The sequence below is a fragment of the Bradyrhizobium sp. SUTN9-2 genome (assembly GCF_003122645.1).
In the GTDB taxonomy this organism is placed as follows: Bacteria; Pseudomonadota; Alphaproteobacteria; order Rhizobiales; family Xanthobacteraceae; genus Bradyrhizobium; species Bradyrhizobium yuanmingense.
Genome location: NZ_LAXE01000001.1, coordinates 5,444,830 through 5,467,577, shown reverse-complemented (window position 1 = coordinate 5,467,577; position 22,748 = coordinate 5,444,830). Strand labels below are relative to the sequence as shown.

At 63.9% G+C, this 22,748-nt stretch carries 9 protein-coding genes; all 9 read left to right on the top strand.

Annotated features, from left to right (window positions below; genetic code table 11):
* On the top strand, positions 1-502 hold a 502-nt coding region (locus tag XF30_RS25365), incomplete at its 5' end, for an acyl-CoA dehydrogenase family protein (protein WP_283811151.1).
* An 18-nt stretch (positions 503-520) separates the two neighbouring features.
* Positions 521-952: a RidA family protein gene (locus tag XF30_RS25360; protein ID WP_109144169.1), complete on the top strand. Its 432-nt coding sequence runs from the start codon at positions 521-523 to the stop codon at positions 950-952.
* Between the two features lie 271 nt (positions 953-1,223).
* Positions 1,224-2,372, top strand: a complete 1,149-nt coding sequence (locus XF30_RS25355) for an amidohydrolase (protein ID WP_036023850.1) — start codon at positions 1,224-1,226, stop codon at positions 2,370-2,372.
* Positions 2,373-2,621: 249 nt separating this feature from the next.
* A complete protein-coding gene (locus XF30_RS25350) occupies positions 2,622-4,961 on the top strand; it encodes a TonB-dependent receptor (protein WP_109144168.1) in 2,340 nt (779 codons plus the stop codon).
* A 376-nt stretch (positions 4,962-5,337) separates the two neighbouring features.
* The gene (locus XF30_RS25345) at positions 5,338-5,565 is read left to right on the top strand and encodes an MbtH family protein (RefSeq protein ID WP_036013449.1); all 228 of its coding nucleotides are present in this window, start codon (positions 5,338-5,340) and stop codon (positions 5,563-5,565) included.
* Between the two features lie 21 nt (positions 5,566-5,586).
* Entirely contained in the window at positions 5,587-6,342 is a 756-nt protein-coding gene (locus XF30_RS25340) for a thioesterase II family protein (RefSeq protein WP_109144167.1), read from the top strand.
* The gene (locus XF30_RS25335; RefSeq protein ID WP_109144166.1) at positions 6,311-7,279 is read left to right on the top strand and encodes a TauD/TfdA family dioxygenase; all 969 of its coding nucleotides are present in this window, start codon (positions 6,311-6,313) and stop codon (positions 7,277-7,279) included. Before XF30_RS25340 ends, XF30_RS25335 begins: the two co-directional genes overlap by 32 nt.
* Positions 7,280-7,344: 65 nt before the next feature.
* A complete protein-coding gene (locus XF30_RS25330; RefSeq protein WP_109145843.1) occupies positions 7,345-17,076 on the top strand; it encodes a non-ribosomal peptide synthetase in 9,732 nt (3,243 codons plus the stop codon).
* Positions 17,077-17,078: 2 nt separating this feature from the next.
* The coding region (locus XF30_RS25325; protein WP_109144165.1) for a non-ribosomal peptide synthetase at positions 17,079-22,748 on the top strand (5,670 nt) is incomplete at its 3' end.

Here is a 22,748-nt window from a genome sequence, read left to right as displayed (position 1 = left end):
TTGCCGGATTCCCGCGAGCCGTAGGCTCGGCGCGCCCGGGGGCGGGTTCAAGCTCGCGATGCAGACGCTGGACATTTTCCGCGCATCGGTCGCCGCCGCAGCCCTCGGCTTTGCCCGTCGCGCGCTCGACGAGGCATTGTCGCATGTCCGCAGCCGAAACATGTTCGGTGCGACGCTGGGGGATCTTCAACTGACCCAGGCCGCGCTCGGCGACATGGCGACCGACACCGATGCCGCGGCGTTGCTGACCTACCGCGCGGCCTGGCGCCGCGATGTGCAGAAGCTTCCGACGACGCGCGAAGCTGCCATGGCGAAGCTGACCGCCACCGAGACCGCGCAGCGCGTCATCGACCGTGCCGTCCAGATGTTCGGCGGCCGCGGCGTGCGCAAGGGAGAGGTCGTCGAAAGTCTCTACCGCGAAATCCGCGCGCTGCGCATCTACGAGGGCGCGACCGAGGTCCAGAAATTGATTGTCGCACGCGAGCTGTTGAAGCCGCGCTGAGAGGATTGAGAGCGACGCATGAGCACGATCAGCAAGCCGGAAGTTCCCGCGACGCGTGGTCTGCAACTGCTTCAGCCCAGCGGCTGGCCGCAGCCGAAGGGGTATGCGAACGGCGTCATGGCTGAAGGACGACTCATCGTGACGGGTGGTGTGGTCGGTTGGGACGCAGCCGGGCGATTTGCCGACGGACTCGTTGCGCAGGTCCGCCAGACGCTCGAAAACATCGTCGCGATCCTGGCAGAGGGCGGCGCGCGGCCGGACCATCTCGTGCGCCTGACCTGGTACGTCGTGGATATGGACGAATATGTGTCGAACCTGAAGGCGCTCGGCAAAGTCTATCGCGAGGTCATTGGCACCCATTACCCCAGCATGGCGCTGGTGCAGATCGTGCGTCTCGTCGAGCCATCCTCGCGTGTCGAGATCGAGGCGACGGCCGTCGTGCCGCGCTGACGAAGGCGTCGGCCGCAGGCTCGCACGATGGAAAGCTCTCTACGGCGCCCATGATGGATTGGAGCGAGAGCTCAATATTTTCAATCGGCTAAGGGGCGGCGTGTGCACGATGTGTGCACCGGGAGATGCACAAAAATCTATCGACTGCAAATTTGAGCAGACGGTCTGAGGCGTGATACTGAGCTCGGCTTCCGCGCGATCGAATTGACGAGAGCAGTGCAGCGACTACAACAGGCGTTTCGCCGCCGGTCATGAGTGAGAAAGAAGCCCAATGTTCCTGACCGAGAACGATCTGAATGAATTGGTGACATGGCGACGCCATCTTCACGCCGTGCCAGAACTGTCGGGGCAAGAGGCAAAAACCGCGGAAGCCGTGCGGGCCCGTCTTCAGGCGGCGGGTGCCGACAGGATCGTTTCGGGCCTCGGTGGTCACGGCGTGCTTGGAATCTATGATGGACGTGAGTCTGGCCCGACGATCATGCTTCGGGCCGAACTGGATGCACTGCCGATTCAAGAAAAATCAGAACTCAAGCATCGATCGCTGATAGCAGGAAAGGCCCATCTCTGCGGTCATGATGGTCATATGGCAATTCTGGCGGCCGTAGCGCAAAATCTGAGCCAGCAACGTCCAAGCCGAGGTCGCGTAGCGCTCCTGTTTCAGCCGGCCGAGGAGGACGGGTCCGGTGCGGCCGCCGTTCTGGCTGACGCGAAGTTTGAGCAGGTGCGGCCCGACTTTGTCTTCGCGCTGCATAACCTTCCCGGCCTCGGTCTTGGACAGGTCTCTCTTGCCGAAGGTTTGGTGAATTGCGCCTCGCAAGGAATGCAGATCAGATTATCAGGACGAACGACGCACGCGTCGAATCCGGCGCTCGGTATCTCCCCGAAAGACGCGCTCGCCAGGCTTCTGCTGGAGATACCCGCGCTCGGGCGCGGGACGGAGCTAGACGACGACTTCTCAATGCTGACGGTCACCCACGCAAGACTTGGGGAGCCTGCGTTCGGTATCGCGCCGGGCTTCGGCGAATTGTGGGCGACACTGAGAACATGCACCGACATGATGATGGAACGGCTCCGCCTGGAGGCGGAAGACTTGGTTCGGCGCGTGACGGCCGGCGAGGGGCTGAGCACGGAAATCGCTTATCGCGACGTCTTCAATCATTGCGCAAACGACGTCGATGCTGTTGCCCAGCTTAGAAGCGCGCTGGACGCAGAGGGGGTGCGACATTCGGCGGAGGGCCTTCCACTGCGTGGCTCCGAGGACTTCGGACGTTTTGGCTCCCGTTCGAAGTCGGCGATGTTTTTCCTGGGAGCCGGCAAAGAGCATCCCGGGCTGCATGAGTCGAACTACGACTTTCCGGATCAGTTGATAGAAATTGGTGCAAGAATATTCGTGCGCACCATACGCAACCTGCTTGGCTAAATAGAGAATTCCGGACGGAGTGACAGCGTATCGCCTGCATGTCACATGTTGGATCGGCGCTTAGAACGATTTGAAACTAGAAGCTTTCGAAAATTTGCAGTGAAGTTCGAAGCAGGAAATCGCTTCTCCGATCACGACGGTTTCGTCGTGCAACCTTAGATAATTTCTAGGTCCCAATTCCTTCTCGCAGCACCGTCGTATGTTAGGAAGCGACGGGGACGTGCTTGCAAGTGGAATTGGGGCGCAGGAATGACGCGTGAACTCTCGGCCAGGAAAATCGTGCGTACACTATCGTTGGGCGCGGTGAGTTATCTCGCACTGTCGATGGAATCTTCGGGTGACCTTCAGCATGCGGTTGCGCAATCCAATCTGCCGCCCGTGACCGTGGATGCCCCCAAGCCAAGAGTTCGTCAGCCGGTCCAGAGATCACAGTCGACGCGCGCCTCGCGTGGACAGCGATCAGTCGCCGCGGCGCCTCCGCGCCAGGCTGCACCCGTTCCCTATGTGGTGCCCTCGACCGGAACGGTCGGCACGGTGCCGCCCGCCTACGCAGGCGGCCAGGTTGCAACCGGCGGGAGTCTCGGTCTGCTCGGCAATCGCGGCGTGATGAACACGCCGTTCAACCAGACGAGCTATACGGCGGAGCTGATCAAGAATCAGCAGGCGCGTACCGTCGGCGATGTGCTGTTCAACGATCCCTCGGTCCGGGTGAAGACGCCTGCCGGCAATGGCATCGATGGTGTCTACATCAGGGGCTTCTACCACGACAGTGGCGACTACGCCATGAATGGCCTCTATGGAATGGCGCCGTTCTATTCCACGTCAGCGAATTTCCTTGAGCGCGTCGAGGTTCTGAAGGGACCGGGCGTGCTTCTCGGCGGCATGCCGCCTGCAGGTGCCAATGGTGGTAGCATTAACTTGGTGACTAAGCGCGCACCTGACTTCGACATCACGCAACTCACTGCACTTTACATATCAAGGTCTCAGTTCGGACTGCAAACCGATGTGAGCCGTCGATACGGCGAACATAAAGAATGGGGCGTCCGGTTCAATGGTGAGGCGCGGGGCGGCTCGACTGCGTATGATCGGCAGACCGATCAGTTCGGCAACGCCGTGCTCAATCTGGACTACCGGGGTGAACGCGTGCGCTTTTCAACGGATATCGGTTATCAGGCTGATGATCTGAAGCCGCCGCTGCGGTTCCTGACGTTTACCACCAGTCCTCCGTTCGCGACCACCATCCCAGTTCCCGCCCTTCCGAAGCCCGGCGCCAATTACATGCCGGAATGGGCGACATGGAAACCGAAAGACGCGTTTGCCATGACGCGCGGTGAAGTCGATTTAACGGAGTCGGTGACGGCGTACGGTGCGGCTGGATATCACAAGAGCGAGATCGCCTACGTCTATCCATCGCCGCGCATCACGAACGCGAACGGCAACTGGACGGCCGTTCCATTCAGCGGGCGCGATGTTTATGACAATTATACAGGTGAGGTCGGGCTGCGAGCCTCGGTGGATACCGGCCCCATCAATCATCTCTTGACTGTGAACTACTCGGCTTTCGAGCGAGATTACAGTTCGTTCGGCAGGGCAGGCGCTGCGATCAATTCAAACTTGTACAATCCGGTTCCGATCCCTTATCCCAACTTCGCTACCGTCGCCCAGAATCTGGAGACGCGAACCAAGCTTACCAGTGTCGGTATCGCTGATACGATGTCGATGTTCAACAACAGGCTTCAGTTTGTTGTCGGGGCGAGGCGGCAGACAGCTGGCGTAGACAGCGTGAACCTGCTGACCTCTGCCAAATCGAGTGTCGACGTTCCGACCTGGAGTCCCGGCTATGCGGTCATCGTCAAGCCGGTGGAGAACATCTCCCTTTACGCAAACTACATCGAAGGCCTTAAGGCGCCCGAAGTCGTTGTCGGCGCCACGTCGTATTCGAACGTTGGCGAGATCATTCCTCCTGCTCAGACCAAGCAGAAGGAAGTCGGCATGAAGGTCGATATGGGCCGGATCGGCTTTACTGCCAGCGCATTTGACATCACCAGTCCGAACATTATTTCGGTCGCAGTGCCGGGGCAAACCCTACCTGCGAGGCGACTTTCTGGCGAGCAGCGCAATCGGGGCTTCGAACTGTTCACCTTCGGGGAGGTGACCCCGACGTTCCGGGTGCTGGGTGGTGTGACCTTCATTGACGGCGAGGTCGTCAGGCAGGCGGTCTCCGTCGGATCGATCATCGTCAACTACAATGGCAAGGTTCCCGTCGGCGTGTCGGCGGTTAACTTGAACCTCGGCGCCGAGTGGGACACCCCGTTCCTGCCGGGACTGACTATGACCGGCCGGGTCATCTACACTAGCGAAAGCTACGCCAACGATGCGAATACGCAGGAGCTTCCTGCGTGGACGCGAGTCGACCTTGGCGCACGCTACACATTCCTATCGCCTTGGAACGGTAAGCCGATTGTTGTTCGCGCCAGCGTGGAGAACGTGTTCAACGAGGCGTACTGGAATTCCTATCGCACGGTGAGTAGCGCGGTATCACTCGGCGCGCCGCGCACCTACCTCCTGTCGACGACGTTCAATTTCTGAACGCTGGTCCTTGGTACTCCCGATGCGCACCGCCGTGGATCTGGTCCGCGGCGGTTTTTCGTTGGTCCATAATCAGCAAGCTGCACTTGTCGCGATTGATGACAGTGTCATGAAACACCACCGCGATAAAATCGCACCATCATGCCACATCGGAAAAGTTCCTCCTTGCGCAGTTAGAATTGCAGCAATCTTCGTCGCGTCCTGAAATCCCAATAGTTTTCCGCGTATTGGCGCGCAAGCGCGGAGGTTGCATTGTGTCCGCCCGTCGCCAATTTTGAGGTCTTACAAAAAGTCGCGTCGATATTGCTTTGACCCTCGTCGGCTTCTCACCTAGTCAAACGTCTCTGCTTTCGCTTTCCGAAAAGGGGATCGCGCCATGATGGTGTTCGACAGAGACGACGTCACCTTCACCGTCGTCGTCAATCACGAAGAGCAATACTCCATCTGGCCGACGTTCAAGGAGATTCCGGCCGGCTGGAAGGCGGTGGGCAAGTCCGGCAGCAAGAAGGAATGTCTCGACCATATCGAGCAGGTGTGGACCGACATGCGCCCGCTCAGCTTGCGCAAGTTCATGGACGGCGCGTCGCCTCAGCAGACGACGTAGTCAGCGAAGTCTGGTCGTCCGATGCGGCTTCTTTGTCTGCCTTATTCCGGCGGCAGTGCCATGTTCTATGCACGGTGGCGCAGGCTGCTGCCGTCATGGATCGACGTTCGGCCGGTGGAATGGCCCGGCCGCGGTGCGCGCATGGACGAGCCGCTGGCGACCGATCCGCGCGTGCTGGCGGCACAGCTGGCTGGTGAACTCGCCGCGCAGCTCGACGGGCCCTACGCACTATTCGGGCACAGCCTCGGTGCCGTGATCGCGTTCGAGCTCGCACATGGCCTGCTCGATAACGGAGTGCCTGCGCCGGCCATTCTCTTCGCCTCGGGTGCGGAAGCGCCGGCGGTGCGGGACGGCAGCAAGTGGCGCCATCCCCTGAGCGACCAGGCGCTGATGCAGGAGCTGCGTGATCTTCAGGGCACACCCGACGAGGCGCTGTCGAATGCCGAGTTGATGCGATCCGCGCTGCCGGTACTGCGCGCAGATTTTCTGATGTGCGGAGCCTATGCCTACCGGCCGCGGCGTCCATTGCCGTGCCCCGTACACGTTTTTGGCGGAGCGGACGACGAGACCAGCCGCGAAGCACTCGAGGCTTGGCGGCTGGAGACCTCGGCGGCATTCACGCTCGATATTCTGCCCGGGCATCACTTCTTCATTCACACACAGCAGGCCGAACTGATCGACCGGATCGGCTGGGCGCTGGCCCGGCAATCGGGGCGATCGACCGGTTTGCATCGGAGCGAGGATCATGAGCGCGTTCTCCGTCCAGCCACTCATTGAGGGCAAGGCTCTTCCCATGCTGCTTAGGGCAGGTGAGGCCGGGCAGCCGCTCGGCGAATCCCTTCCCATGCTGCGTGCAACGATCGACCGGTACCTCACCGACAGCGGCGGCATCGTGTTTCGCGATTTCGCGCTCGATGGTCCCGATGCGTTTCGAGCCTTCGCGGCCGATTTCGGCCACCCGCTGCTGACCTACGAGTTCGGGTCGACGCCGCGTTCGCAGGTGACCTCAGGCGTCTACACGTCCACGGAGTATCCGCCGCACCAGCATATCCCGCTGCACAACGAGCAGGCCTATACCCGCGATTGGCCGATGAAGATCTGGTTCTACTGCATGCAGCCGGCGCTGGAAGGCGGCGAGACGCCGATCGCCGACAGCCGCGCCATCTATCGCGACATGCCGCCGGCCATTCGCGAGCGGTTCGCCGAGAAGGGCGTGATGTATGTGCGGAACTACGGCAACGGGCTCGACGTCGATTGGCAGCAGGTGTTCGGCACCGACTCCAGATCGGAGGTGGAAGCTTACTGCGCTCGCCACGACATCGAATGCGAGTGGAAGGAAGATGGCGAACTCCGTACGCGCCAGGTCTGTCAGGGCACGGCGCAGCACCCGGTCACGAAGGAGTGGGTCTGGTTCAACCAGGCGCATCTGTTCCATGTCTCCAATCTCGAGCCGGAGGTGCGCGAGAGTCTGTTCGACGTGGTCGAGGACGAAGCCGATCTACCGCGCAACGTCTTCTATGGCGACGGTTCGACGATCGAGGACGAAACATTGTCAACGGTCCGGACCGTTCTGGAGAGGCACAAGATCAGCTTTCCCTGGCAGGCTGGGGACGTCGTGATGCTCGACAACATGCTCACCGCGCACGCGCGGGCCCCGTTCAGGGGTCCGCGCAAGGTGATCGTCGCCATGGCGGAAGCTCATCGGCAAGGGTGATCAGCGGCACGTCTCATTCGGGCGGCGGGGATTTCCGGCGCGCGGCCGGACAGGAATTTGAGAACATGGACAGATCCGACCTCGTCGAACGCTTGCGAGAGCATGCCGCCTTGCGACCGGAGAAGGTGGCGTTGCGATTCCTGGAGGGCGACGACGTCGCCGACGAGCTGACGTTTGCCGCGCTGGACGCTCGGATCAGGGCGCTTGCGGCATGGTTTCAGCAGATGGGCGGTGCGGGCGAACGGGCGGTGATTCTGCTTCCGAGCGGGATCAACTATGCCGTCGCATTCTATGCCTGCCTGTATTCGGGCGTAGTCGCCGTGCCGGCGTATCCGCCTGAGGGCGGTCCCGAGCGCTATGCAGGACGACTGAACGGTATCCTGCGGGATGCCGCGCCGCGCTTCATCCTGGTGGAGACGGGGCTGCGCGGCCTCATCGAGGCGGCATTGCCCGAGCTCGCCGACGTGCAGATCGTTGCGGTGGACACGATTTCGCCCGATCTCGCGGCGGACTGGCGCGAGACGGGGCCTGCGGCCGATGGGATCGCGTTCCTCCAGTACACATCCGGCTCGACCTCGCAGCCGAAGGGCGTTTGCGTCTCTCACGGCAATCTGGCGGCCAACGAGCGTGCCATCGAAGCGGTTTGTGGCGGAACGCCGGACGACGTGTTTGTGAGCTGGCTGCCGCTCTATCACGACATGGGGCTGATCGGCGGACTTCTGAACCCGCTGTTCACGGGCTTTACCGGCGTCCTGATGTCGCCACGGAACTTCCTGGAGCGGCCACGGCGCTGGCTCGAGGCCATCGACCGTCACGGCGGCACGTTGAGCGGTGGCCCCGACTTCGCGTACTCACTCTGCACCGACCGCATCTCGGAAGAGACCATCCGTCGGCTCGACCTCAGCCGGTGGAGGTTTGCGTTCTCGGGCTCGGAGTTCGTCCGCCGCACCACCTTCGAGAAATTTGGCGACCGGTTTGCGCGGGCCGGGTTCGATCGACGGGCGTTGACGGCTTGCTATGGACTTGCGGAGGCGACGCTGCTGGTCACGGCCGGCGACATCACCGCCGAGACCGTCAGCTACACGCTCGACACCGCGGAACTTGCCGCCGGCCGCATCGCGAGCGCCAGCGAAGGCACGGACCTCGTGGCATGCGGTCGAACCGCCGCTGGTCACGCCATGCGCATCATGCGTGTCGACGAATCGGCGGTGGCCGAGGCGAATGAGGTGGGCGAGATCTGGGTCACTGGTCCCAGTGTCGCGCTCGGCTACTGGAACAATGTCGAGGCCACGCATCAAGCCTTCGTCGAGCGAGATGGTGCGCGTTGGCTGCGGACCGGCGACATCGGCTTCCTTCGCGACGGCGCACTCGTGGTGGCCGGTCGTCTCAAGGACCTGCTGATCGTTCGCGGGCAGAACGTCTATCCGACGGATGTTGAGCAGGCGGTCGAAGCCGAGGTCGAATCCGTCCGCAGCGGACGGGTTGCCGCCTTTCCCATTGAGGTCGAGGGGCGTGAAGCCATCGGAGTGGCGGCGGAGTTCAGCCGCGCCGTGCTCAAGCGTAGCAATCCGGAAGCGCTCGCACATGCGATCGGCGAAGCCGTGCTCCGGCAGGCGCAGGAATATCCGGCCGTGATCGTTCTGCTGAACCCGCAAGCGATGCCGCTGACGACGAGCGGCAAGCTGCAGCGGTCGGCCTGCGCAACGCGTCTCGCCGACAACACGCTCGACAGCTTCGCGGTGTTCGAGAGAGGGCGTCGCCGCGGCACTGCATCCCTGACGGTGCCGGCGACTGATACCGAGCGCGCCGTCGCTGCGATGTGGTGCGAGGCGCTTGGCGTCGCGGCGGTGCATCGCGAGGACGATTTCTTTGTGCTGGGCGGAAACTCGATCGCGGCTGGCCAAGTAGCCGCGGCGATCCGCGACCGCCTGAACGTGGAAGTGGAGCTGCGCACCTTCTTCGACGCGCCGGCGCTTGCGGCCTTCGCTGGCCGGATCGATGTTTTGGCGGGCACCGGCGCTGGCCGGGCGCTCCCGCCGATCCCATGGGCCGTCGCGGCCGATCGCACGATGCTGTCGCACGCACAGGAGCGGCTCTGGTTCCTCTGGAACATGGATCCTGCTGGGACAGCCTATACCGTTGCGAGCACAATCGGTCTGAAGGGACGGCTCGACCGTGCAGTGCTTTCGCGTGCTTTCGGCGAGATCGTCCGTCGTCACGAGATATTGCGCACCACGTTCATCGCCAGAGACGGCCGTGGGACGCAGCTCGTCCACGATGTCATGAGCATCGGCGTTCGGCACGAGGATCTCCGCGCCTATTCTGTGCGGGAGCGCTCCGAGCGCGCGGAGACGGTCAGGCGATCAGAGCTCGGCAAGCCGTTCGATCTCGTGAACGGGCCATTGTTGCGCGTCGTGCTGCTTCAATTCGCGGACGATGCGTATGAACTGCTGCTGCTGGCCCATCACATCATCGTCGATGGCAGGTCGCTTGATGTGTTGCTCGAAGAGCTGGCCGCTCTCTATCGAGCCGGTACTGGTCAAGGCGCAGGCGTGCCGCCGGTTCCGGCAATTCAATATGCTGATTTTGCGGCCTGGCAGCGAAGCTGGCTTGCGGGCGGCGAGGGCGATCGGCAGCTCGCCTATTGGCGCGCCAAGCTCGGCGATGTTCACCCGGTGCTGGCGCTGCCGCATGATCGGCCGCGCCCGACGATCCAGAGCCATGCCGGCGATACGATCGGTCTGGCCATCGACGCCGTGCTTGCGTCCCGGCTCCGGGAGATCGCCGGCAAGCAGCGCGTCAGCGTCTTCATGCTGCTGCTCGGCGCATATTACGCGCTGCTCCATCGCTACACCGGGCAGAGTGATTTGCGTGTCGGCGTGCCGGTCGCCGGGCGCCGGCATACGCAGCTCGAACGACTGATCGGATGTTTCGTCAACACGCTGGTGCTGCGGGCCGAGATGACCGCCGAAGCGAGCTTCACGAGCCTGTTGCGTCAGGTCAGGGAATCGGTGGTCGAGGCACTGGCGCACCAGGATCTTCCGTTCGAAATGCTGGTCGACAGCCTCAAGCCCGAACGCAGCGGTGGGCAAAATCCCCTGTTCCAGGCGAAGTTCAACTACATGACGGCGCCGGGCGGTTTCTCCGGCGTGGAGGGGCTCGCTGCCGACGTCGACATTGTCGATCTCGCTGGTTCGCATTTCGATCTCGCCCTCGACGTCATCGATGGCGTCGGGATGAAGGTCACGTTCAACTACGCCACCGACCTATTCGATCGTCCGACCATTGCACGGCTGGCGGCGCAATTCGGTTCGATGCTGCGCCAGATCGCCGACAACGCCGAGCGGCAGATATCGGACTTCGTCATCGACGACGGACACCGGCAGACCGTGCCGAGTGAGGCTGCGGCGTTCGGCTTCGCCGATATGGTGAGCCTTCATCGCGCGGCGACAGTCGATCGACAGACCGCCATCGCCATTCGATGCGGCCGGGGGCAACTGACCTTTGCGGCGCTCGAGCAGCGGTCAAATCGTATCGCACACGCCCTCATCGCGAAGGGCGTGGCACGCGAGACACCGGTTGCGCTGTGGATCGAGCGCTCTCCGGCCTTTGTCGTCGCCTTGCTCGGTGTGCTGAAGGCGGGCGGCTCTTATGTCCCGCTCGATCCGAAATGGCCGTTGGAGCGCGTCCGCCGTATCCTGACCGACGGCGGCATCGACATCATGCTTGCGGCAGGCGACAAATTGACGGATGCGCGCGAGCTGGGCTGCCTGGTGCTCGACGCGGAGGCGGAAGCGGCGCGCGCCGAGGTATCGAGCCTGCCGCTCGACACGACCATTCATCCAACGCAGACCGCTTACGTCATCTATACCTCCGGATCGACCGGCGCGCCTAAGGGCGTCAGCGTCTCGCACGGGGCCTTGGCCAATTATGTCCAGGCTCTGCTGCAACGTCTGAAGCCGCGCCCGTCGGCGAGCATGGCGATGGTTTCGACGGTGGCGGCCGACCTCGGCCACACTGTCCTGTTCGGTGCGCTCGCATCCGGCGGCACGCTGCATCTGCTGTCACCGGAGGCCGTATTCGACGCGGATGCGTTTGCACAAGCGATGCGCGAGGGCGAGGTCGACATTCTCAAGATCGTGCCGAGCCATCTGCGAGGGCTGCTTCAGGCCTCGCACTCGGCCGATCTGCTCCCCCGCGACGCGCTCGTCCTGGGCGGCGAGGCGTGCGATGGCGCGCTGCTGGACGACGTCCGGCGTTTGCGGCCGGAATGCCGGATCCTGAATCATTACGGGCCCACGGAAACGACCGTCGGTGCGGTGACGCATGAGTGCGCGGCAGGCCGCGGGGACGGTTCGGTTCCGATCGGTCTGCCTCTTGCCAATCTGCGCGTCCATGTCCTCGATGACGCCTTGAACGAGGTGCCGATCGGAGTCGTTGGCGAGCTCTATGTCGGCGGCGCTGGGCTGGCGCGGGGCTATCGCGGCGCGGCGGGCCTGACCGCGGAACGCTTCGTGCCGGATCCGTTCGGCGCCGCGGGCGGGCGCCTCTACCGAACCGGGGATCGTGTCCGCTGCGACCGCGAGGGCCGGCTGATATTCCTGGGTCGTTCTGATGACCAGATCAAGTTGCGCGGCTATCGCATCGAGTTGGGCGAGGTCGCGCGCGTTATCAAGGCGCTGCAGGGGATCGGTGACGCGGTGGTCGTTTCACGCGCCATCGGTGAAAGTGAGCGCCAGGAGCTGATCGCCTATTGCGTGGCTGAGAGCGGCGCCGCTCCACAGGCCGATGCGATCAAGCAACAGCTGGCTGCAATCGTGCCGGACTATATGGTTCCGTCACATATCGTCATGTTGGCGCAATTGCCGCTGACGCCCAATGGAAAGGTCGATCGTCGCGCCTTGCCCGAACCGGCCGAAGAGGGGGCGTCGGCCGGCTATGCCGCGCCTGCGGGGCATATTGAAATTGTCATCGCGGCGGTCTGGTGCGAGGTGCTCGTTCGCGAGCGCGTCGGCCGTAATGACAATTTCTTCGAACTCGGCGGCGATTCGATTCTGAGCCTGCAGATCATCGCCCGCTTGCGCAAGCGCGGCATCCGGCTCACTCCGAAGCAGATCTTCAGCCGGCAGACGATTGCCGGGTTGGCGACGGTCGCCGTGATATCGGCGGGGACGACCAAAAAGGAGAGACCGGCGGCCAAGGCGTCAGTCGGCGACACCGCATCTGGCATGCCCCATCTGATGCCGATTCAGACGCGCTTCTTCGCCGAGGACATTGCCAACCGGGATCACTGGAACCAGGCGGTTCTGCTGCTGCCCCGTATGCAGGTCGATTGGGAGACGCTGCGGCGCGCGCTTGCGGCCATCTCGGACCATCACGATGCGCTGCGTTTGCGGTTCAAGCAGGTGGATGGCGCCTGGCGGGCGGAGCAGGGCCCGGCACCGGCGTCATCCGAACTGTTATGGATTCACGCGGGCGTCGGCGGCGCGACGGACATCACGGCGCTCGCCCGTGCCGCGCAGGAAAGCCTCTCACTGTCTTCCGGACCGCTGCTGCGCGCGGTCGGCATGGACCTGGCGGATGGTAGCCAACGCTTGCTGCTTGCGATCCATCATCTCGTCGTCGATGGCGTGTCCTGGCGTATCCTGCTGGAAGACCTGGCGTTGGCCTATGACCAGCTGCAGCGTGGCAGTCCCGTCGCGCTGCCGCCGAAGAGCGACTCCTTTGCCTCGTGGAGCGAGCGGCTGCATGCCTATGCGGCAACGGCGGAGATCGCGGCCGAATTGCCGTATTGGCTGGATCGTGGCGCCGGCGCACGCCTGCCATGCAACGACGACCATGGCGATGTCGATCGCGTCGGTGATGGCGGCGAGGTGTCCTTGGTGTTGGATGCCGATCTGACGTCGCAGCTCCTCGAACAGGCGCCGGCTGCCTATCGGACCGGGGCCAACGATCTCCTGCTCGCCGGTCTCGTGCGCGCGGTGTCGCGCTGGAGCCAGCACGACGAGATCACCGTGGAGCTCGAAGGCCACGGCCGCGAGGAGATCTTCCCAGATGCGGATGTGTCCCGCACCGTCGGCTGGTTCACGACGGCCTTCCCGGTCCGGCTGAAAGATGCAGGCGACGAGGCGTCGCTGATCAAGGCGGTCAAGGAGACGCTTCGCGCGATTCCGAATCGCGGGATCGGCTATGGCGTGTTGCGCCATCTCGGCTCCGAGCAGCAGCGCCATGCTCTGGCTCAATTGGCGGAGCCGCAGATCGTCTTCAACTATCTAGGCCGCTTCGACGCCAACATAGGCACCAACCAGCGCTTCTCCTTCGCAGCGGAGAGTGCAGGTCCCTCGCGTAGCGCCACGGCACCCATGCGCGGCTGGCTGAACATCACTGGCCTCGTGCGTGACGGCCGATTGGAACTATCTCTCGGATACGGACGCAAGCGCTACCGGGACGCGACGGTCGAGCGGCTCGCCGCACATTACAAAGACGCACTGCGCGAACTGATCACCCACTGCTGCAATGGAGCGTTCGGCCTCACGCCATCGGATGTCCCGCTGTCTGGGCTCGCTCAAGCCGACCTCGACCGGTTGGCTGCGAACCTGGATCTGCGCGGCATCGAGGAAATCTATCCGCTCTCGCCGATGCAGCAGGGCATGCTGTTTCATGCGCTGCGCGGCGGTGCCAACGACGCCTATGTGAATCAGGTCGGGCTCGAACTGTTCGGCGTCGATGCGGGCAAGCTGAAAGCCGCGTGGCAGATAGTCAGCGACCGGCATGCGGCCCTGCGGACCGGGTTTGTCTGGCAGAACCTGTCGGGCGCAGCGCAGCAGATGGTGCATCGTCATGTGACGGTGCCGTTCGTCGAGGAGGACTGGCGCGGCAGCGCGCCTCCGGATCTGCAAGCCGCGCTGGCGGAGATATCCCGGCGTGAGCGCGAGATGGGCTTCGACATTTCGCAGCCGCCGCTTCAGCGTATCCGTCTGATCCGTCTCGACGACGAGAGGCACTGGCTGATCTGGACCCATCATCACATCTTCGTCGATGGTTGGAGCTCGGCCCGGCTAGTGGCCGAGGTGTTGCAGCAGGCGAGCGGCCGCCCGCTGCCGGCCGTGCAGGGCGGCTATCGCGACTACATTGCATGGTTGCAGGGCCGCGATTGCGAGAGCGCCGAGAGGTTCTGGCGCGAGGCTCTGGCAGGGCTTGAGGCGCCCACATTGCTCGCGAACACACTGACGCCCCCCAAAACATCCCTCGCCGAAGGCCATGCCAGCGTCGGGCTTGCGGTGGACGCAGCGTTGACCGAGCGATTGAAGTCCTTTGCAAAGCATGAACGGGTAACACTCAACACGCTCATACAAGGGGCATGGGCGCAGCTGCTGCGGCGTCATTCGGGGCAGTCCGCGGTCTCTTTCGGCGTGACCATCTCGGGTCGTCCGGCCGAATTGCCCGGTTCAGAGGAGATGGTGGGCCTCTTCATCAACACGCTTCCCATCGTCGATGCGACCAGCCCGCAAGCTATCGTGGGCGATTGGCTGCGCCAGTTGCAGGAACAGAATTTGGCGCTGCGCGAGCACGGTTGGACGCCGCTCTACGACATTCAGCGCCTCGCCGGCCGTGCCGGGCAGCCGCTGTTCGACAGTATCCTGGTGTTCGAAAACTATCCGATCGACGAGGGGGTGCTGCGAGGCGGGGAAGGTGGTCCGCGGCTGGGACGTGTGGCGCATGTGACGCCGACGAACTATGCGCTGGCGGTCGCGGTGTTCGCCGCCGGCGATCGGCTGAACATTGAATTCAACTATGACCGGAGCCGGGTCGACGAGGCGGCGATCCTGCGCCTTCGCGACATTCTCCACGCCCTGCTGGAACGGATTGCGGCGAATTCGGAATGTGCGCTCGGTGATCTTTCTGCGGCAGTCGAGCAGGACGCGCGACGAGCTCTCGAATGGAGTGGCGCAGCGCGGCTGACCTCCGCATCATCCTGCGCCGACGTCGTGATGCATATCGAAGCACAGGCCGCGCAGGCGCGGTCTGCCATTGCCATCGTCTGCGGCGACCAGCGCATCTCCTATGGCGAGTTGAACGCGCGTGCGAACGCGCTCGCACGACGCCTTCGCCTCTGGAACGTCGGTCCGGATCGGCTGGTCGGCATTGCCTTGAGCCGAAGCCCGGACATGATCATCGCGTTGCTCGCGGTTCTGAAGGCCGGAGGCGCCTATCTGCCGCTCGATCCGGATTATCCGGCCGAGCGGCTTGCCTACATGCTGCGTGACGGCGGCGCGGCGCTGGTCCTGACGCAAGGCGCGCTGCTCGAGCCGCTTGCACCGGTGCTGCGCGAAGCCGGGGTCGAGGCGCTCTGCATCGACCAGCCATCGCCGCGCGCCGGCGAGGACGGCGGGAACCTCGACATCGAAATCCATCCGGACAGCCTGGCCTATGTCATCTACACGTCCGGGTCGACCGGCGCGCCGAAAGGCGTGGCGGTTGCGCGCGGACCGCTGGCGATGCATTGCGAAGCCATCGGCCGGCTGTACCGCATGACCTCGCGTGACCGCGAGTTCCAGACGGCATCGATCAATTTCGACATCGCCCACGAGCGATGGCTGGTGCCGCTGATGACGGGCGGTTCGCTCGTCCTGCCTTCGAAGCCCGGTCTCCTGATTGACGATCTCGTCAGCGAGATGACCCGCAATGCGGTGACCTCGATCTTCCTGCCGCCGGCCTATGCGGATCAATTGAGCGCGGCATTGCGGCAGGGTGGGCGCAGGCTGGCGATCAGGGCCTGTATCGTCGGCGGCGAAGCCTGGTCCGATACCGGGGTCAGGGCATTTCGCGAGGCCGTCGATATCCATCTTCTGGTCAATGCCTACGGCCCGACAGAGACGGTGATCGCACCGACGGCGTGGATCGTCGACGCCGCGGCGCTGACACCTCGCCAGCCCGCACCGATCGGGCGGCCCGTCGGTGCGAGGTCGGCGCACATTCTCGATTCCGACCTCAATATCGTTCCCGTCGGTGTCACCGGCGAGCTGTTCATCGGTGGTGTTGGCCAGGCCCGCGGCTATCTGAACCGGGCTGCACTGACCGCGGAGCGGTTCGTCCCCGATCCGTTCAGCGTCGATGGCACGCGCCTCTATCGCACCGGCGATCTCGCGCGCTGGCGCGACGACGGCGTGATTGAATATGTCGGCCGCGCCGACCAGCAGGTGAAGATCCGCGGCTTCCGTATCGAGCTCGGAGAGATCGAGGCGCGTCTGCTCGAGCAGCGTGGCGTGCGTGCGGCGGCCGTTGTGGCGGGCGAAGGCCGGACCGGGCGCCAATTGTTCGCCTATGCGAGTGGCGGGCCGTCGCTCGAGGGCCGCGCCTTGCGCGATGCACTGTCCGCCGTTCTGCCTGACTACATGGTGCCGTCGTCGGTGACGGTGCTGGAGCAGTTGCCGCTCACCGCTAACGGTAAGATCGATCGGCGTGCACTGCCGGCGCCGGGCGAGGATGCGTTGATGCGTCGCACCTACGAGGCACCCGAGGACGAGATCGAGCTTGCGCTGGCTGGGATCTGGGCGGAGCTGCTCGACGTCGATCAGGTCGGACGCAACGATCACTTCTTCGAGCTCGGCGGACATTCCTTGCTCGCAGTGCGGGTGCTGAGCCGGGTGTCGCAGGAGATCGGCGTGTCAATCGCGGTCTCGGATCTGTTCGCTCATCCCGATCTTGCCTCATTTGCCCGGGTCGTGTCGATCAGGCTCATCGAGCAAGAATTCGATGCCGAAGAGCTCCAGGAACTGGTGGGAACGGAGCAGTGAGCATGGCTGACACGGCAAAGCCGAGCTTACGCGATCTGGATCCCCAGCAGATGAGAAAGCTCGTCGCGCTGGCCAGGGATCGCGGCCGGAGTGCCGACAGGAGTGGCGCCAGTGCCATTCCGGTGGTGGCGCGGAGCGGATCGTTGGAAATGTCCTTTGCGCAGCAGCGGCTCTGGCTGCTGGCGCAGCTCGATGGTACGAATTCCAGCTATCACATTCGCGGAGCATTGCGGCTTACGGGCGAGCTCGATCTCGAAGCCTTGCGTTGCAGCATCGACCGTGTGTTCGCGCGCCACGAAGCCCTGCGCAGCGTCTTTCGCGTAGTGGACGAACAGCCGCGCGTGGTGCTGCTGCCCACGGATGCGCGTGTGCCGCTGCTCGAACATGATCTGAGTAGCCGGGACGTTCGCGAGCAGGAGCTGGCGCGCCTCTGCCGCGAGGAGGCCGCGACGCCGTTCGATCTCGCCGCTGGACCGTTGGTCCGCGGTCGCCTGATCCGGATGGCGGAGGGAGAGCATCTCTTCTTGCTCACCCAGCATCACATCGTCTCCGATGGCTGGTCGATCGGCGTGCTCATGCGCGAGCTCGGCGCTCTCTACCGGGCATTCGCCGCCGGCAAGGACGATCCTCTGCCGCCATTGGCAATCCAGTATCCGGACTATGCCGTCTGGCAGCGGCAATGGCTGTCGGGCGAACGCTTGCAGCGGCAGGTCGACTATTGGCGAGAAGCACTCGCGGACGCTCCTGCCGTGCTTGAATTGCCGACGGATCGGCCGCGTCCGCCAATCAGGTCGCTCGCCGGGGCGTCCCTGCCGATCGAGATCGATGTGGAGCTGGCCTCCGGCATCAGGCGACTGAGTCAGTCGCATGGCGCCAGTGCTTTCATGACGGTGCTGGCGGCCTGGGCAGTGGTGTTGTCGAGACTCTCCTCGCAGACCGATATCGTCATCGGGACTCCGACGGCCAACCGAAATAGGCCGGAGATCGAGGGCCTGATCGGATTCTTCGTCAACATGCTGGCTGTCCGCGTTGATCTCTCGGCGGAGCCCAGCGTGGCCGAACTGCTCCGCCGCGTGCGCGCGGCGGCGCTCGCGGCGCAGGATCATCAGGACCTACCGTTCGAGCAGGTCGTCGAGATCGTCCAACCGCTGCGACGGCCGGAGCAGACACCGGTCTTCCAGGCCGTGTTCGCCTGGCAAAACAACGAGAGGGGGCCTCTCGAGTTGCCCGGCCTCAAAGCCGAGGTCGCTGATATTCCGCTGCAACAGGTCAAGTTCGATCTCGAGCTCAATCTCGGCGAGATGGACGGGCGCATTGTCGGCTCCCTGAATTATGCGACGTCGCTATTCGACGAAGCGACGATCACGCGCCATCGGGGCTATCTGTTGACCGTGCTGCGGGCGATGATCTCCGATGCGGACCAGGAGGTCGACCGGATCGATATCATTGGTGCCGATGAGCGCAGGCGCGTTCTCGACACTTGGAACGAGACGGCCACGCCGTTTCCCTCCGAAAGCTGCATTCAAGATCTGTTTGCGGAGCAGGTGAGAAGGGCGCCGGACGCCATTGCGCTGGCATACGAGGACGTTCGTCTGAGCTATAGCGAGCTCGATGCGCGGGCGAACAGGCTTGCGCGGCACTTGATCACCTTGGGAGTGGTGCCGGATCAGCCCGTTGCGATCTGCCTGCCGCGGGGCATCGCAATGGTGGTGAGCCTGCTGGCCGTGCTGAAGGCGGGCGGCGCCTATCTGCCGCTCGATCCCGCTTATCCTGCGGAGCGGCTACGCCAGATTGTCGACGATGCCAGGCCGCGCCTGCTGATCGCAGACGCCACAGGACGCGCGATCATTCCAGATGGGACCTGCGAGATCGTCGACCCCGACGCAGACGCAGGGCTGGCGACGTCGGATCCGAGTGTTCTCCTCGAAGGCCTGACTGCGCGAAGCCTCGCCTACATCATCTACACGTCCGGCTCGACCGGTCGGCCGAAGGGGGTGATGGTCGAGCACCGTGGCCTGGTGAATTTGGCGTTGGCGCAGCGGGCATTGTTCAACATCAATTCGAGCAGTCGCGTCGTGCAGTTTGCCTCGCTCAGCTTCGATGCCAGCATCTGGGAAATCGTCATGGCCCTGTGCTCGGGCGCCGCGCTGTTTCTGGCCGGCACGCGCGAGCATCAGGACACCGCGGCATTGTTCGGCTATCTCGCGGACAATGCGATCACGCATGCGACCTTGCCGCCGGCGATGCTGCACGGGCGGACCGATCTCGAACGGCTCGCCTCGTTGCGGGTTCTCGTTCTTGCCGGTGAATTGCCCAGGGCCGAGCTGGTCAAGGGATTGCCTCCTGATATTGCCGTCTTCAACGGTTATGGGCCGACGGAAGCAACGGTCTGCGCCACGAGCTGGTTGCGGCATCGGGGCTTTGATGGCGACGCGGCTCCGATCGGTCGACCGCTGCCGAATGCGCGGATCTATCTTCTGGACCGGTTCGGTGCGCCCGTTCCGCTCGGTGCGGTCGGTGAAATCCATATCGGAGGGGTCGGCATCGCGCGCGGTTATCTCAATCGCGCCGATCTGACGGCGGAACGCTTCGTGCGCGATCCCTTCTGCGGCGATGCGGATGCACGCATGTACCGCACCGGCGATCTCGGCCGCTATCTCCCGGACGGCAATATTGCGTTTCTCGGCCGCAACGACCACCAGGTCAAGATCCGTGGCTTTCGTATCGAGCTCGCTGAAATCGAGTTTCGGCTCAACGAGCACGCCGACGTTGCCGATTCAATCGTGCTGGTGCAGCGCAATCATGGCGGCGACATGCGGCTGGTCGCCTATGTGGCCGCTAGGGGGGGCGTAAGGCGCGATGGCGGAGAGCTTGCCAGCGCGTTGCGCGATCACCTGCGTGCGTGTCTGCCGGACTACATGGTGCCGTCAGCGTTCGTAAGTCTCGATGCACTCCCGCTCACGCCGAATGGCAAGGTGGACCGCAAGGCGCTGCCGGCGCCGGAGAACGATGCATATGCGCGGCGCCGTTTCGAACCGCCGCGAGGCGAGGTCGAGCAGATTGTCGCAAATATCTGGGCCGAGCTCTTGGGCGTCGATCGGATCGGACGCAGTGACCACTTCTTCGAGCTCGGCGGCCACTCGCTGCTCGCAGTGCGCATGCTGGAGCGATTGCAGCGGCATGCGCTGAGGGCGGATGCGCGCATGCTGTTCGCGAAGCCGGTGCTGGCGGAATTTGCCGCCAGCCTCGATGGCGGCGTAGAAGCCGACGTTCCGGTCAATCAGATCACCCGGCAGACGACGGCGATCACACCGGAATTGTTGCCGCTGATCACGTTGACGCAATCCGACATCGACAGCATCGTGGCCGACGTTCCTGGCGGCGTCGCCAACATCCAGGATGTCTACGGCCTCTCGCCACTTCAGGATGGCATTCTCTTCCACCACCTGCTGTCGAAGGAAGGCGATCCCTATCTGCTGGTCGGCCGAATGGCATTTGCCAGCCGCGACCTGCTCGATCGCTATCTCGACGCGGTCCGGCAGGTGGTCGCCCGTCACGACATTCTGCGAACGTCTATCGTGTGGAGCGGACTGTCCACGCCGGCACAGGTGGTTTGGCGGCAGGCGTCCTTGGTCGTCGACGAGGTCGTGCTGGATGGCGAAGGCCCTGGGGATGAGCAGCTCGCGCGACGATTCGATCCGCGTTTGCATCGGATCGATCTCGGACGGCCGCCGCTTTTGCGATTTGCGGTCGCGGCCGATCCGGGTGGAGAGCGCTGGCTGCTTTTGGTCCTGCTGCATCATTTGATTGGCGACCACTCCACGCTCGAAGTGATGCACGACGAGGTCGGGAAGATCCTGTCCGGGCGGAGCCACGAATTGCCGCCGCCTTATCCGTTCCGGAATCTGGTGGCACAGGCGCGCGGATCGGCGGCGACCGTGGAGCATGAGCGTTTCTTCCGCGGCATGCTCGCCGACATCGACGAGCCGACCACACCGTTTGGACTGGACCGGGTGCACGGCGACGGCGGTGGCGTCGTGGAAGCCCGGCGAATGCTGCCTGAAGGGTTGAACGCAAGGCTTCGTGTGCAGGCGCGGCGGTTGGGCGTCAGCCTCGCCAGCCTTTGCCATCTCGCCTGGTGGCAGGTGGTGGCGCGAACCAGCGGGCGCGAGCACGTGGTGTTCGGGACCGTCCTGTTCGGCCGCATGCACGCCGGCGCGGGCGGCGATCGCACCATGGGCTTGTTCATCAACACCTTGCCGTTGCGGCTGGATCTTGGTGACGCTGCGGTCGAGGACAGCGTTCGTGATGCGCATCGCCGGCTGACCGAACTGATGGCACACGAGCACGCCTCCCTGGCGCTCGCGCAGCGATGCAGCGGCGTCACGGCACCTGCGCCTCTGTTCAGCGCGGTCCTGAACTATCGGCACAATGCAATGCCGGCGGATCTGGCTGCCAACAGGGAGAGCACCGGCATCGAATGGCTCGGGGGCGAGGAACGCACCAATTATCCCCTGATGCTGGCGGTCGAGGATTATGGCCAGGCGCTTGGCCTGACCGCCCAGATCGTCCATCCGTTCTCGGCCGATCGCATTTGCGCCATGATGCAGCAGGCACTCGATCAACTGGCCGATGCGCTGGATCGCGCGCCGCGTGCGCCGGTCCGGCAGCTCGACATTTTGCCCCCCGACGAGCGGCAGCTGTTGCTGGAGACGTGGAACCGGACGCAGGCGCATGATCGGCGACAGTCGTTGATCGAGCAATTTGAAGCACAGGTCCGGAAGTCACCTGAGGCGATCGCGCTGGTGTTCGGCGAGGCGGAGCTGAGCTATGCCGCGCTGAATGCGCGCGCCAACCGGCTGGCGCGACGATTGCGGGATCACGGCGTCGGGACCGAAATCGTGGTCGGGCTGGCGCTCGACCGCGGCGTCGAGATGCTGGTCGCGCTGTTGGCGGTGCTAAAAGCCGGCGGGGCCTATTTGCCGCTCGATCCGGATTACCCGCCGGAGCGGCTGGCGCATATGCTGCGCGACAGCGGCGCGGCGCTGGTGCTGACGCAAGAGGGATTGCACGATCAGTTCGCAGACATACTGGCGGAGACTGGCGCAGAAGCCTGGCTCGTTGATGGACAGGACGGCGAGGGCAGCGATGCCGCCAATCTCGATGTCGCCGTTCACGGTGAGAGCCTCGCCTATGTGATCTACACTTCGGGCTCGACCGGTCTGCCCAAGGGCGTGATGGTTCGCCACGACGCCGTGACAAACTTCCTCGCGACCATGGCGGAGCAGCCCGGCATGACGGCCGCCGACCGGGTGCTTGGCCTGACCTCGCTGTCCTTTGACATCGCAGTGCTTGAGCTGTGGCTGCCGCTGACGATTGGCGCCTGCGTCGTGCTGGCGGATCGCGCGGCCGCGCATGATCCTGCCAAGCTCAAGGCGATCGTGGAGCGGCATGGCGTGTCCCTGATCCAGGCAACGCCGTCGACCTGGCGGATGCTGCTCGATCATGACGGCCCTGCGCTGCCGGCGAGCTGCCGGGTGCTGTGCGGCGGCGAGGCGCTGCCGCCGGATCTGGCGCGGCGGCTGGTGGCGCAAGCCGGCGAAGTCTGGAACCTGTACGGTCCGACCGAGACCACGGTGTGGTCGGCGCGCCATCGGCTCGATGCGATGGAT

Excerpts from the sequence above, each read along its gene's own strand:
- XF30_RS25360 (WP_109144169.1), top strand. The coding sequence starts at position 521 with ATGAGCACGATCAGCAAGCCGGAAGTTCCCGCGACGCGTGGTCTGCAA.
- XF30_RS25355 (WP_036023850.1), top strand. The coding sequence starts at position 1,224 with ATGTTCCTGACCGAGAACGATCTGAATGAATTGGTGACATGGCGACGC.
- XF30_RS25350 (WP_109144168.1), top strand. The coding sequence starts at position 2,622 with ATGACGCGTGAACTCTCGGCCAGGAAAATCGTGCGTACACTATCGTTG.
- XF30_RS25345 (WP_036013449.1), top strand. The coding sequence starts at position 5,338 with ATGATGGTGTTCGACAGAGACGACGTCACCTTCACCGTCGTCGTCAAT.
- XF30_RS25340 (WP_109144167.1), top strand. The coding sequence starts at position 5,587 with ATGCGGCTTCTTTGTCTGCCTTATTCCGGCGGCAGTGCCATGTTCTAT.
- XF30_RS25335 (WP_109144166.1), top strand. The coding sequence starts at position 6,311 with ATGAGCGCGTTCTCCGTCCAGCCACTCATTGAGGGCAAGGCTCTTCCC.
- XF30_RS25330 (WP_109145843.1), top strand. The coding sequence starts at position 7,345 with ATGGACAGATCCGACCTCGTCGAACGCTTGCGAGAGCATGCCGCCTTG.